Annotated in this window: 12 protein-coding genes; 10 read left to right on the forward strand and 2 right to left on the reverse strand. The window is 69.7% G+C overall.

Annotation, left to right across the window (positions count from 1 at the left end; genetic code table 11):
* Nucleotides 1-104 precede the first annotated feature (104 nt).
* Complete coding sequence (locus tag ACWIE7_RS10500) at nucleotides 105-572, forward strand: Lrp/AsnC family transcriptional regulator (RefSeq protein ID WP_452098675.1); 468 nt, start codon at nucleotides 105-107, stop codon at nucleotides 570-572.
* Between the two features lie 3 nt (nucleotides 573-575).
* On the opposite strand, the gene ACWIE7_RS10505 is transcribed toward ACWIE7_RS10500, so the two are convergent.
* Nucleotides 576-2,039 (reverse strand): amidase, encoded by a 1,464-nt coding sequence (locus tag ACWIE7_RS10505; RefSeq protein WP_454069230.1) that lies wholly within the window; start codon nucleotides 2,037-2,039, stop codon nucleotides 576-578.
* A gap of 165 nt (nucleotides 2,040-2,204) precedes the next feature.
* On the opposite strand from ACWIE7_RS10505, the gene ACWIE7_RS10510 reads away from it, so the two are divergent.
* The gene (locus ACWIE7_RS10510; RefSeq protein ID WP_452098677.1) at nucleotides 2,205-2,882 is read left to right on the forward strand and encodes a hypothetical protein; all 678 of its coding nucleotides are present in this window, start codon (nucleotides 2,205-2,207) and stop codon (nucleotides 2,880-2,882) included.
* A 117-nt stretch (nucleotides 2,883-2,999) separates the two neighbouring features.
* Here the strand turns inward: ACWIE7_RS10510 and ACWIE7_RS10515 are convergent, their stop codons facing one another.
* Complete coding sequence (locus tag ACWIE7_RS10515; protein ID WP_230931414.1) at nucleotides 3,000-3,290, reverse strand: DUF1540 domain-containing protein; 291 nt, start codon at nucleotides 3,288-3,290, stop codon at nucleotides 3,000-3,002.
* Between the two features lie 283 nt (nucleotides 3,291-3,573).
* On the opposite strand from ACWIE7_RS10515, the gene ACWIE7_RS10520 reads away from it, so the two are divergent.
* Genes ACWIE7_RS10520 through ACWIE7_RS10555 form a run of 8 tightly spaced genes read left to right on the forward strand, consistent with a single transcriptional unit; the run spans nucleotide 3,574 to nucleotide 12,949 of the window.
* Entirely contained in the window at nucleotides 3,574-5,148 is a 1,575-nt protein-coding gene (locus tag ACWIE7_RS10520; RefSeq protein WP_452098678.1) for a carboxyl transferase domain-containing protein, read from the forward strand.
* 8 nt (nucleotides 5,149-5,156) lie between these two features.
* A complete protein-coding gene (locus tag ACWIE7_RS10525; RefSeq protein ID WP_454058367.1) occupies nucleotides 5,157-7,244 on the forward strand; it encodes an acetyl/propionyl/methylcrotonyl-CoA carboxylase subunit alpha in 2,088 nt (695 codons plus the stop codon).
* A complete protein-coding gene (locus tag ACWIE7_RS10530) occupies nucleotides 7,237-8,382 on the forward strand; it encodes an acyl-CoA dehydrogenase family protein (RefSeq protein ID WP_454069231.1) in 1,146 nt (381 codons plus the stop codon). Before ACWIE7_RS10525 ends, ACWIE7_RS10530 begins: the two co-directional genes overlap by 8 nt.
* Before the next feature lie 2 nt (nucleotides 8,383-8,384).
* Nucleotides 8,385-8,897, forward strand: a complete 513-nt coding sequence (locus ACWIE7_RS10535; RefSeq protein WP_344988179.1) for a MaoC family dehydratase — start codon at nucleotides 8,385-8,387, stop codon at nucleotides 8,895-8,897.
* Nucleotides 8,894-9,778: an HpcH/HpaI aldolase/citrate lyase family protein gene (locus tag ACWIE7_RS10540; protein ID WP_454058365.1), complete on the forward strand. Its 885-nt coding sequence runs from the start codon at nucleotides 8,894-8,896 to the stop codon at nucleotides 9,776-9,778. Before ACWIE7_RS10535 ends, ACWIE7_RS10540 begins: the two co-directional genes overlap by 4 nt.
* Nucleotides 9,779-9,806: 28 nt before the next feature.
* Complete coding sequence (locus ACWIE7_RS10545; RefSeq protein ID WP_454069232.1) at nucleotides 9,807-11,456, forward strand: AMP-binding protein; 1,650 nt, start codon at nucleotides 9,807-9,809, stop codon at nucleotides 11,454-11,456.
* A gap of 45 nt (nucleotides 11,457-11,501) precedes the next feature.
* Nucleotides 11,502-12,278, forward strand: coding sequence for a CoA transferase subunit A (locus ACWIE7_RS10550; RefSeq protein WP_454069233.1), 777 nt, complete (start codon nucleotides 11,502-11,504; stop codon nucleotides 12,276-12,278).
* The gene (locus ACWIE7_RS10555) at nucleotides 12,278-12,949 is read left to right on the forward strand and encodes a 3-oxoacid CoA-transferase subunit B (RefSeq protein WP_454069234.1); all 672 of its coding nucleotides are present in this window, start codon (nucleotides 12,278-12,280) and stop codon (nucleotides 12,947-12,949) included. Before ACWIE7_RS10550 ends, ACWIE7_RS10555 begins: the two co-directional genes overlap by 1 nt.
* Nucleotides 12,950-13,006: the final 57 nt, after the last annotated feature.

The raw sequence follows: 13,006 nt of genomic DNA on the forward strand, positions 1-13,006 counted from the left end.
CGTCACGTGGCCAGCGGACTGCCGGGCAGTCTGTACATCGAGCGCGCCGGCACGGGAACGAGATTGAACACCATGTCCACTAGTTCGTCCTCTACTCTGGACACATGGACTTCTCACCCAACCTGGACGACACGGACCGGCGGCTGCTGTCGATCGTCATGGCGGACCCCCGCGTCGGCGTACGCGAGTTCTCGCGTCGCCTCGGCGTGGCCCGCGGCACCGCACAGGCTCGGCTCGACAAGCTCGAGTCGCGCGGCGTGCTCGCCTCCTGGGCGCCGGCCCTCGACGCCTCCGCGCTCGGCTACCCGCTCGGCGCGCTCGTCCACATCCAGATGGCGCAGGCCAAGCTGCAGGAGACGTGCGATGGCCTGGCGCGGGTGCGTGAGGTGCTCGAGGTGATGAGTGTGGCCGGCGAGTTCGACATCGTCTGCCGCGTGGTCGCGCGCGACCACGCGCACCTCGAAGAGGTCTTCAGCGCGATCATCTCGACGCCCGGCGTGCTGCGGACCCGCACCGAGGTGATCCTGCGCCAGCGGGTCGGGCCCCGCGTGACCCAGCTGCTCGAGGGCTGAGCGCTACTCCCAGATCCGGGCGAACGGGAAGGCGGCCTCGTACTCGGAGGCGATCTCGAGGAGGGTGCGATCGTGACCGATACGGGCGCTGAGCTGCACGCCGATCGGCATCCCGTCCGGCGCGGCCCCGGCAGGTAGGGAGATGGCCGGTGAGCCCGCCACGTTCTGGGCCGGAGTGAACGTGACCCAGTTCGCGACCCGCTCCATGTGCTGGTCGAAATCCTGGTCGGCGTCCAGGTAGCCGACTTCCGGCGTCTCGTGGTTGACCACCGGATTGAGGATCAGGTCGCGGTCGCCGAACATCGCGTCGTGGCGCCGCCGCATCCGGTTCAGGCGCAGCAGCACACCTGGGACCCGGTGCAGACGCCTGAGCGCCTGGGCCGCGAGACCCACGGTGAAGGCGTCGAGCTCGGCGGGGTCAAAGCCTTCGCCGAAGAGTGAGGCACCCTGTTTGGACGTGGCCAGGGCGAGCAGGCCCCAGTAGGCCTTGAAGTCGTCCTCGAACGTCGACGGGACGGGCGCCTCGATCAGGTCCACGCGATGTCCGAGCTCCTCGAGGCGCTGGGCGGCCAGGCGCAGCACGGTGAGGGTGGCGGCGTCGGTGGGGCCGCCCGCGGGGCTCTGCTCGACCATCCCTATCCGCAGCCGCCGGTCGGGAGCGGGCGAGATCTGCCCCATCGGTGCGACCTTCGTCGCCGGCCGCCGGGCCTCGAACGCGGCCCAGAAGTTCACCGTGTCGCGCACGGATCTCGTCACGACCGACTGCGACACGATCGGGATGGGCATGTTCTTGGAGTAGGGCTCGTGGGAGTGGCGGCCCTGGCTGGGCTTGAATCCGACCAGCCCGGTCGCCGCCGCGGGAATCCGCACGGAACCGCCGCCGTCGTTGGCGTGCGCGATCGGCAGCGCGCCCGCGGCCACGAGCGCGGCCGAGCCTCCCGATGAGCCTCCGGGCGTGCGACGGACATCCCACGGATTGCGGGTGACGCGTCCACCCTGGCGTTCGGTCGCCGCCGTCCAGCCGAACGGCGGGGTGGTGGTCATCCCGACCGGGATCACCCCGGTCGCACTCAATTCGCGCACGACCGGGCCGTCCGAGTCTGCCGGGGTCGCACGCACCGCGTCGGAGCCCATGGTGGTGGGCATCCCGGCGGCAGCGACGTTGTCCTTGAACGCGCTCGGCACGCCGGCGAGCCGGGGGATCCCCTCTGGGCCACGCACGTGCTCGCCGAAAGCCCGGGCCCGCTGGAGGGCCCGGCCGGTGTCGCTGAACGCCAGCGTGCCGAGGGCGGGCTCGACGGAGTCGATTCGCGCGATGGCCGCCTGCATCGCCTCGACCGGATGGAGTTCGCCGGTGCGGATCCGCTCGGCCACGGCGGTCGCGTCGTCGTAGCCGAGGGCATCGTCGTGGAAGGCATGCACCCGACGGGTGTCGTTGCCGGAAGTGCTGGCAGTGGCGTCGATCACGACCCCACCTTAGGGGTGCTCTTGCGCCGTGCGGGAACTCACTATTGACATCCTCAGGGTCGATCAGGCAGTTTAGGGGCACCTAAGTAAGGCGAGGGTCACCTAAAGCGCTTCCGTGGCGCCGTCACCGACGGTGAGGTGTGACCCGGCTGTGGAGGACGATTCATGACAGTGCACCCGATCACGTCGAGCCCGATCACCGCGGGCGCGCGCCGACTCCTGGACGGCACCGGCGTCGCCACGGTCGCCGTGCGCGGGAGCAAGAACCGCTCGGACGTCATGGTCTCGGCGGGGCATCGCTGGATCGGCGAAGGCGCGATCGTCGTGATCGGGACGCCGGCGCCCTGGTCGGGCCTGATGGTCGCGCCGGGTGAGTCCGTCGAGGTCGTGGTGATGATCGACGAGTACGCCCCGATCGTCGAGGCCAGGGTCCACGTCGCCAGCCTCTACGCCTTCGGCGTCGCCCGGGCGGCGCGACAGGGCGAGGGCTGGGTGGTCGAGATCGAGATCCAGCTCGGTGACGTGGACGTGAAGCGCCTCGGCCACGCGGGCACGGTCGACGCACGGCTGCTCGACGCGGTGCCGTCCGATCCGCTCGCGGTCGAATCGGCCGGCCTGGCGGACGAGATCCGGGCTCGTTTCGGCGGCGAGCTGGCCGCCCTCGCCGGCGCCGGCGATCCGGACAGTCCGCCCTACGTGCTCGGGGTGGACGCCGAAGGGCTCCACCTGATCACCGCACTGGGCGTTGACGCCGACGTCATCCACCTCCCGTTCCTGGCCCGTGCGGAGAATGCGGGGGACGTGGTCCGGGAGATGGGTCAGTACGTCGCTCGCGCCAGCTGACGCGGCGCTCGTCGTCGTCGGCGTCCGACCGCACACGCACGACCGGCTCCCGACCTCGCGAGGTCGGGAGCCGGTTTCGTGGGTTGAGGGGCTGGGAGGCCGGACGCGCGGCGCCGGTCAGGCCGGGGTGTAGGTGAGGCAGTCGGCCGTGTCGGCGCCGGAGCCGATGGTGACCGACTCGGCGGAGCAGAGCAGGTCCTTGTTGTGTGCGCACTCGACCCGCTGGCAGGCGCCCACGTGGGCGGCGGCGGTGGGGAGGCCACCGCGGACGTCCAGTGAGATGAAGGTGCCGCATTCGGCGTGATCGGGCGCGCCGGCGACCGTGATGGCGCCCGCGTTGCAGTTCTGCTCGCTGTTGAACGAGCACGCGGTCACGGTGCAGGTGCTGATTCCGGTGAGGGTGGCCATGACGATCGCTCCTCGCGTCGCGTCGGATGTGTGGACAAGAGTCAACACCGGATCGGTCCGACTTGCAACCAAAGTAAGGCTGTGCTATATGAGCCAAGCCTAAGCTTCTGGCCTGCGGGAACGGCATCGTCGGGGCGCGGCTGCCCCCGGTTCCGCTTGCGTTCGTCGAGGAGTCACCGCGGCCGGGGCGGGCGGTGTGTGCGAATCCGCTCTGGACATTTGTGAGGCGCGGCACTATCGTCGATTTCAGTTAATCCGACTTAACTGAAAGGGAGCGGCGCAGATGACTTCCGCGACCACCAATCGCCAGGCGCACGAGGAGCTCCTCTCCGACCTGCGTGCCCGCCTCGACCGCGCCGCGCTCGGCGGCGGCGAGAAGGCCCGGACCCGACACCTCGAGCGGGGCAAGCTCCTCGCCCGCCAACGTGTCGACGTCCTACTCGACCCCGGCAGCCCGTTCCTCGAGCTCTCGCCGCTCGCCGCGGAGGAGATGTACGGCGGCAAAGCCCCCGCCGCGGGTGTCGTGGCCGGCATCGGCCGGGTCTCCGGCCGCGAGTGCCTGATCATCGCCAACGACGCGACGGTCTCCGGCGGCACCTATTACCCCATGACGGTGAAGAAGCACCTGCGCGGCCAGGAGGTGGCACTGGCCAACAACCTGCCGTGCATCTACCTCGTCGACTCGGGCGGCGCGATGCTGCTCCAGCAGGACGAGGTCTTCCCTGACCGCGACCATTTCGGCCGCATCTTCTACAACCAGGCCACGATGTCCGCCAAGGGCATCCCGCAGATCGCCGCGGTCATGGGCTCGTGCACCGCCGGTGGCGCGTACGTGCCGGCGATGAGCGACGAGGCCGTGATCGTGCGCAATCAGGGCACGATCTTCCTGGCCGGTCCGCCGCTGGTCAAGGCCGCGACGGGCGAGGAGGTCACCGCCGAGGAGCTGGGTGGCGGCGACCTCCACGCCAAGACCTCCGGTGTGGTGGACCACCTGGCCGACGACGACTACGACGCGCTCATGAAAGTCCGGGAGATCGTCGCGACCTGCCCGCCCTCGCCCGCCCCGGACTGGGACGTCCTCGAGCCGCGTGAGCCGGCCCGCCCGCAGACGGACCTGTACGACCTCGTTCCGACCGACTCGCGCACCCCGTACGACGTGCGCGACATCATCGGAACGATCGTGGACGGCGGCGAGTACACCGAGTTCAAGGAGAACTACGGCAGCTCGATGGTCACCGCGTTCGCGCGGATCCACGGTCACCCGGTCGGGATCATCGGCAACAACGGCGTGATCTTCTCCGAGTCCGCCCTCAAGGGGGCGCACTTCATCGAACTGTGCGATCGCCGCAGGATCCCGCTGGTCTTCCTGCAGAACATCACCGGCTTCATGGTGGGCCGCCAATACGAGGCGGGCGGGATCGCCAAGAATGGCGCCAAGATGGTCACCGCCGTGGCGTGCGCCCGGGTGCCCAAGTTCACGATCGTCGTGGGCGGCTCGTTCGGCGCCGGCAACTACTCGATGTGCGGCCGCGCCTACTCGCCGCGCTTCCTGTGGATGTGGCCCAACGCGAAGATCGCCGTGATGGGTGGTCCGCAGGCGGCCGACACCCTGGCCTCGGTGCGCGCGGCGCAGGTCACCAAGTCGGGAGGGGAGTGGACCGACGAGCAACAGTCGGAGTTCACCGCCCCGATCCGGGAGCAGTTCGAGGAGCAGTCCACCGCGTACTACTCCACGGCCCGCCTCTGGGACGACGGGATCATCGACCCCGCCGACACCCGCACCGTCCTCGGCCTGGCGCTTGCCGCGGCCGCCAACGCCCCCCTCGAGCCGGTCAACAACGGCGTCTTCAGGATGTGAGCAGACCAATGTCAGAAAAACTGCCTCAGAAGCTCGACACCGTCCTGGTGGCCAACCGCGGTGAGATCGCGTGCCGCGTGATCCGTTCACTCCGCGCCGCGGGTATCCGCTCGGTCGCCGTCTACTCCGATGCCGACGCCGACGCGCTGCACGTGCGCATGGCGGACGCCGCGGTCCGGCTGGGCCCGGCGCAGGCGTCGCAGTCCTACCTCGACATCGACAAGGTCATCGCCGCGTGCCGCGAGACCGGCGCGCAGGCCGTCCACCCGGGGTACGGCTTCCTGTCGGAGAACGCGAAGTTCGCCCGCGCGCTGGAGGAGGCGGGTCTGATCTTCGTCGGCCCGCCGGCCTCGGCGATCGAGACGATGGGTGACAAGATCACCGCCAAGGCCGCGGTGACCGCTCGCGACGTGCCCACCGTGCCCGGCATCTCCCGGCCGGGACTGACCGACGACGAGCTGGTCGCCGGCGCGGCCGAGGTCGGCTACCCCGTTCTCGTCAAGCCGTCCGCCGGCGGCGGCGGTAAGGGCATGCGGCGCGTCGAGGATCCGGCTGACCTGCCGGCGGCCCTGGACTCGGCGCGGCGCGAGTCGGCTAACGCGTTCGGCGACGACACGCTGTTCCTCGAGCGGTTCGTGGACACCCCCCGCCACATCGAGGTGCAGGTCCTGGCCGACACCCACGGCAACATCGTCCACCTGGGAGAGCGCGAGTGCTCGCTCCAGCGGCGCCACCAGAAGGTCATCGAGGAGGCGCCCAGCGCGCTGCTCGACGAGGCCACCCGCCAGCGCATCGGTCAGGCGGCCTGCGACGCGGCCCGCTCGGTCGGGTACGTCGGCGCCGGGACGGTCGAGTTCATTGTCTCCGCACACTCCCCGGACGAGTTCTTCTTCATGGAGATGAACACCCGCCTGCAGGTGGAGCACCCGGTCACCGAGATGGTCACCGGCGTGGACCTGGTCGACTGGCAGGTCCGCATCGCCGCGGGCGAGGAGCTGACGCTGCGCCAGGAGGACATCACCCTCACGGGCCACGCGATCGAGGCCCGCGTCTACGCCGAGGACCCGGCCAAGGGCTTCCTGCCCACCGGCGGCACGGTGCTCGGTCTCGAGGAGCCGTCGGGCAGCGGGATCCGCGTGGACTCCGGTCTGCGGGTGGGAACAGTCGTCGGCAGTGACTACGACCCCATGCTCGGCAAGGTCATCGCCCACGGCGCCGACCGCGCCGAGGCGCTGGCACGACTCGACGCGGCGTTGGCCGGCACCCACGTGCTGGGCCTGCGCACCAACGTCGACTTCTGCCGCTTCCTGCTCTCCCGCCCCGAGGTCGTGGCCGGTGACCTGGACACCGGGCTGCTCGACCGTAGTGTCGACGACTACGCCGCCGCCCCCGCGCCGGAGGGCGCGCTGGTGGCCGTGGCCATGCACCGCACCGAGGAGCGCTGGGCCAGGGTGCCCGCCGACCGCCGTGGGCCGTGGGACGTGCCCAACGGCTGGCGGGTCGGAGGCCGCGCCGAGGTGTGGACGCGGCTGGACACCGGGCCCGGGACCGATCCGGTCACGGTGGGACTCAAGGGGACGCCCGACGACGCCGAGGTCACCATCACCGACGCGACGATCGGCTCCGCCGAGGAGCCGACGGTCTCGTCGCGCCACCGGGCGCGGGTCGCCCGGGACGGGGCCTCGCTCCGGCTCACCGTCGACAGCACCCAGCAGCGCTGGACGATCGTGCGGTCCACGGATCCCAAGAGCCCCGACACGTACTGGGTGGCGGGCGACGGCGGGACCTGGGACCTGCGCCTGCTGCCGCTCATCGACTCCCGGATCCACGACGCCGGCGCCGCCGACGGTCAGATCCTCAGCCCCATGCCGGGTTCGGTGATCGCCTGCTTCGTGGAGGACGGGGCCGAGGTCACCGCCGGCCAGAACATCCTGGCCGTCGAGGCCATGAAGATGGAGCACTCGCTCACCGCGCCGATCGACGGCGTGGCCCGCGTCCACGTCCGCCAAGGCGAGCAGGTGCCCGCCGATCATCTGCTCGCGACCGTCGAGCCCCACCCCTCCACCGAGGAATCCGAAGGAGAATCCGATGCCTGAGTTGGAAGAGCACTACGCAGATCTCAAGTCGACGGTCGCCGACTTCGCCGACAAGGTGGTCGCCCCGGCCTCGGCGGAACACGACCGCGATCACACCTTCCCCTACGAGGTCGTGGCCCAGATGGGTCAGATGGGCCTGTTCGGCCTGCCCTTCCCGGAGGAGTACGGCGGCATGGGCGGCGACTACTTCGCCCTCTCGCTGGCACTCGAGGAGCTCGGTCGTGTCGACCAGTCCACCGCGATGACCCTCGAGGCCGGCGTCGGCCTGGGTGCGATGCCGATCTTCCACTTCGGAAACGAAGAGCAGAAGCAGAAGTGGCTACCGGACCTGGCCGCGGGCACGAAGCTCGCGGGCTTCGGCCTCACCGAGCCCGGCGCGGGTTCGGATGCCGGTGCCACCAAGACCACCGCCAAGCGTGAGGGCGACCAGTGGGTGATCAACGGCAACAAGCAGTTCATCACCAACTCGGGCACCGACATCACCTCGCTGGTCACCGTCACCGCCGTCACGGGGACGCGCGAGAACGGCAAGAAGGCCATCTCGACGATCATCGTCCCGTCCGACACCCCCGGTTTCACGGCCGAGCCGCCGTACGACAAGGTCGGCTGGAACTCGTCCGACACCCACCCGCTGACCTTCGCCGACGCGCGGGTGCCGGTAGAGAACCTGCTGGGCGAGGAGGGGCGCGGCTACGCGAACTTCCTGTCGATCCTCGACGAGGGCCGGATCGCCATCGCCGCCGTGGCCACGGGTGCCGCGCAGGGCTGCGTGGACGAGTCGGTCAAGTACGCGCGCGAGCGCGAATCCATGGGCCAGAAGATCGGCTCGTTCCAGTCGATCGCGTTCAAGATCGCTCGTATGGAGGCCCGCGCCCACACGGCGCGTTGCGCCTACTACGAGGCCGCGCGACTCATGTTGGCCGGCAAGCCGTTCAAGAAGGAGGCCGCGATCGCCAAGATGGTCGCCTCCGAGGCCGCGATGGACAACGCCCGCGACGCCACGCAGGTCCACGGCGGCTACGGCTTCATGAACGAGTACCCGGTCGCCCGCCACTACCGCGACTCGAAGATCCTCGAGATCGGCGAGGGCACGACCGAGGTGCAGCTCATGCTCATCGCGCGCGGACTGGGGCTGTAGTCATGTCGGACAACAGTGCGCAGCAGCGCAAGGAGGTCGTCCAGCGCGGCCTGTGGTTCGAGGAGTACGAGGTCGGCACCGCGTACCTCCACCGCCCCGGCCGGACGATGACCGAGGCGGACAACGTCCTGTTCACCACGCTCACCATGAACACGCAGGCCCTGCACCTGGACGCGGCGTGGTCGGCCGAGCAGCCGGGCTTCGGCGGCGAGCGTCTCATGAACTCGATGCACACCCTGTCCACGCTGGTCGGCCTGTCGGTCGCGCAGCTCACGCAGGGCACGATCGTGGCGAATCTCGGGTTCTCCGAGGTCAACTTCCCCAAGCCGGTTCTACACGGCGACACGCTGTACGCGGAGACCATCTGCACCGACAAGCGCGAGTCGAAGTCGCGGCCGGGTGAGGGCATCGTCACCCTCGAGCACATCGGTCGCAACCAGCACGGCGACATCGTCGCCAAGGCGGTCCGCAAGACGCTGGTCCGCAAGCGCCCCACCGGAGAGGGATCGGCATGAGCGGCGCACCCGCATGGATCCCGCCCGGCCCGGCGCTGTTGTTCTGCCCGGCGGACCGCCCGGAGCGGTACGCCAAGGCCGCCGAGCGGGCGGACGTGGTGATCGTCGACCTCGAGGACGCCGTCGCGCCGGCGAAGCGGGCCGCCGCGCGTGATGCGCTGCGGTCCTCGGACCTGGATCCCGACCGCACGATCGTGCGCGTCAATCCGGTCGACACCTCCGACCACGCCGAGGACCTGGAGGCCTTCACCGCCACCGGCTACCGGTGCGTGATGCTCGCGAAGGCCGAGTCCGCCGCGCAGGTCACCGACCTGTACTCGGCGACCGGCGCCGCGGTGTTGGCGCTGGTGGAGACCCCGCTCGGCGTGGTCCGCGCGGAGGAGATCGCCTCCGCGCCGGGCTGCGCCGGGTTGATGTGGGGAGCCGAGGATCTGCTCGCCGCGATGGGCGGGTCGACCAGCCGGTTCTCCGCCGCCGAGGAGGGCGGGCCGCGGGTGGCGGGGGAGTACCGTGACGTCCCACGCCACGCCCGCACCCGGGTCGCGCTCGCCGCGGCCGCGTTCGGGCGGTGGGCGGTGGACTCGGTCCATCTCGACATCGCCGACGTCGAAGGTCAGCGCGCCGAGGCGCTCGACGCCGTCGCCCAGGGATATGTGGGCACGGCGTGCATCCATCCGTCCCAGGTGGCGGTGGTGCGTGAGGCCTATGCGCCCGACGACGACGAGGTGGCCTGGGCCCGCAAGGTCCTCGCCGCTGCGGAACACAACCAGGGCGTGTTCCAGCTGGACGGTCGCATGGTCGACGGTCCGGTCTTCCGCCAGGCCGAGTCGACGATGCGTCGCGCGGCCGCCGCCACCGAAGTGACAACCCCCCGGGCCTGATCCGGCCCCGCCCCCGAGGAGCACCGAGATGACCACCTCAAGTCTCGATTCCACACCACTCGATCCCGCGGTGTCCCACACGCGCGGGGAGACAGACATCCCTCTGCTCACGCAGACGATCCCCGACAATCTCGCGGCCACGGTCGAGCGGTTCGGGGATCGGGACGCCCTGGTCGACGTGCAGGCCGGACGCCGGTGGACCTATGCCGAGTTCCTCGCCGATGTGCGCCGGCTGGCGTCCGGCCTGCACCGGCTGGGGATCCGGGCGGGCGACCGCGTGGGTATCTGGTCGCCCAACCGTTGGGAGTGGGTGATGATCCAGTACGCCACCGCGGAGATCGGCGCCGTGCTGGTCAACATCAACCCGTCCTACCGGGTCCACGAACTGGAGTTCGTGCTGAAGCAGGCGGGGCTCAAGGCCGTCGTCGCGGCGCCCCAGTTCAAGGACTCTGATTACACGGGCATGCTGGCCCAGGTGCAGCCGAACTGCCCGGACCTGGAGTTCGTCGTCCTCTTCGGTGACGAGGAGTGGGAGTCGATGATGTCCGGGCCGACCCACACCGAGGAGCTGGCGGAGATCCGGGCGGGGTTGTCGTCGTCGGACCCGATCAACATCCAGTACACCTCGGGCACCACGGGCTTTCCCAAGGGCGCGACGCTCTCGCACTCGAACATCCTCAACAACGGGTTCTTCGTGGGCGAGCTGGTCAACTACTCCGAGGTCGACCGGGTGTGCATCCCGGTTCCCTTCTACCACTGCTTCGGCATGGTGATGGGCAACCTGGCGTGCACCACGCACGGCTCCGCCATGGTCATCCCCGGCCCGGCGTTCGACCCGGTCGCGTCGCTGCGCGCGGTGGTGGAGGAGAAGTGCACCAGCCTCTACGGGGTGCCCACGATGTTCATCGCCGAGCTCGCGTTGGAGGACTTCGACTCCTACGACCTGTCGACGCTGCGCACCGGGATCATGGCGGGCTCGCCGTGCCCCGAGTCGACCATGCGTCAGGTGATCGAGAAGATGCACATGGAGGAGGTGTCGATCTGCTACGGCATGACCGAGACCTCGCCGGTCTCGACGCAGACCCGGTCCGACGACTCGCTCGACCGCCGCGTCTCCACCGTGGGTCGGGTCGGCCCGCACCTGGAGATCAAGATCATCGATCCGGGCACCGGCGAGACCCTCCCGCGCGGCGAGGCCGGCGAGTTCTGCACCAAGGGCTACAGCGTCATGCTGGGCTACTGGGATCAGCCGGACAAGACCGCCGAGGCGATCGACGAGGCCGGATGGATGCGCACCGGTGACATCGGTGAGATGGACGACGACGGGTACGTCAGGATCACCGGCCGGATCAAGGATATGGTCATCCGCGGCGGCGAGAACATCTACCCGCGCGAGGTGGAGGAGTTCCTCTACACCCACCCGGCCATCCTCGACGCCCAGGTGATCGGCGTTCCCGACGCCAAGTACGGCGAGGAGCTCATGGCGTGGGTCCGCCTCAAGCCGGGTCGGGACGATCTGACCGCCGACGAGGTCCGTGAGTTCGCCACCGGCAAGCTCGCCCGCCACAAGATCCCGAAGTTCGTCCACGTCGTGGATGAGTTCCCCATGACGGTCACCGGCAAGGTCCGCAAGGTCGACATGCGTGAGACCGCGATCGAGATCCTCGGGCTGGCCTGACAGGCCCGCAACCGTTCTTGACGCCCCTGAGCAAGGAGTGAGTGTATGTCCAGCAAGATCATGACCGCGGCGGAGGCCGTCGCGGATATCCCGGCCGGGGCGTCGATCGCCGCGGGTGGGTTCGGACTGGTGGGGATCCCCCAGGTCGTCATCGAGGCGCTCGCCGCGCGCGACGTGGGGGACTTCGAGGTGTTCTCCAACAACGCCGGTGTCGACGGCAAGGGCCTGGGGATGCTACTCGAGACCGGCAAGCTGCGCCGCATCGTGGCCTCGTATGTGGGGGAGAACAAGGAGTTCGCCCGCCAGTACCTGTCCGGAGAGCTGGAGGTCGAACTGACCCCCCAGGGCACGTTGGCCGAGCGGATGCGCGCCGGCGGCTCCGGGATCGGGGCGTTTTTCACCCGCACCGGCGTGGGCACCTTCGTCGCCGACGGCGGGATGCCGTGGAAGTACGACTCCGACGGTGGCGTGGCTTTGGAGTCCCCGCCCAAGGAGACCCGTGAGATCCGCGGGGAGACCTACGTACTCGAGCAGGCCATCGAGGCGGACTACTCCATCATCCGGGCCGCGGTGGCCGACCGCAGCGGCAATCTGCGGTTCAACCTCACCGCGCGGAACTTCTCGCCGCTGGCCGCGATGGCCGGCCGCGTGTGCATCGTGGAGGCCGAAAAGGTCGTCGAGGTGGGCCAGCTCGCGCCGGACGACATCCACCTGCCCGGCATCTTCGTTCACCGCCTGGTGGAACTGACGGCCGAGCAGGTCGCCGGGACCAAGTGGATCGAGAAGACCACCACCAACCCGCCCTCGGAAGGACAGCGCTGATGAGCAACACCGCCACGCCCGCCCGGCTCGGCCGCGACCGTCAGGCCATGGCCGCCCGCGCGGCTCTGGAGTTGTCCGACGGGCAGTACGTCAACCTGGGGATCGGCCTGCCGACCCTGGTGCCCAACTACGTCCCCGACGGGGTGGAGGTGACGCTGCAGTCGGAGAACGGCCTGTTGGGCATCGGACCGTACCCGCACCCCGATGATGTGAATCCGGACCTGATCAATGCGGGTAAGGAGACGGTGACGACGTTGCCCGGCTCGTCGATCTTCGACTCGGCGACCAGCTTCGGGATGATCCGCTCCGGCAAGATCGATGTGGCGATCCTCGGCGCGATGCAGGTCAACCCCGCCGGCGATATCGCCAACTGGATGGTGCCCGGGGCCATGGTCAAGGGCATGGGCGGGGCGATGGACCTCGTCGTGGGTGCTCGTCGGATCGTGGTGGTCATGGACCAGGTCGCCAAGGACGGCTCGTCCAAGATCGTCTCCGAGATCACCCTGCCGCTGACCGGGCTGGGATGCGTGAACCGCATCATCACCGAGCTCGGCGTGTTCGACCGCGACTCCGGCGGCCTGACCCTGATCGAGCTGGTCGACGGCGTCACCCTCGAGCAGATCACGGCCGCCACGGATGCACCCTTCGAGGTGGCCGACCACCTGAAGTGACACCGACCCCGGCGGCGGCCGGGCCCGGAACCGGCGCCCCGGTCGGCACCCTCGTGC

The organism is Dietzia sp. NPDC055343, assembly GCF_053645265.1.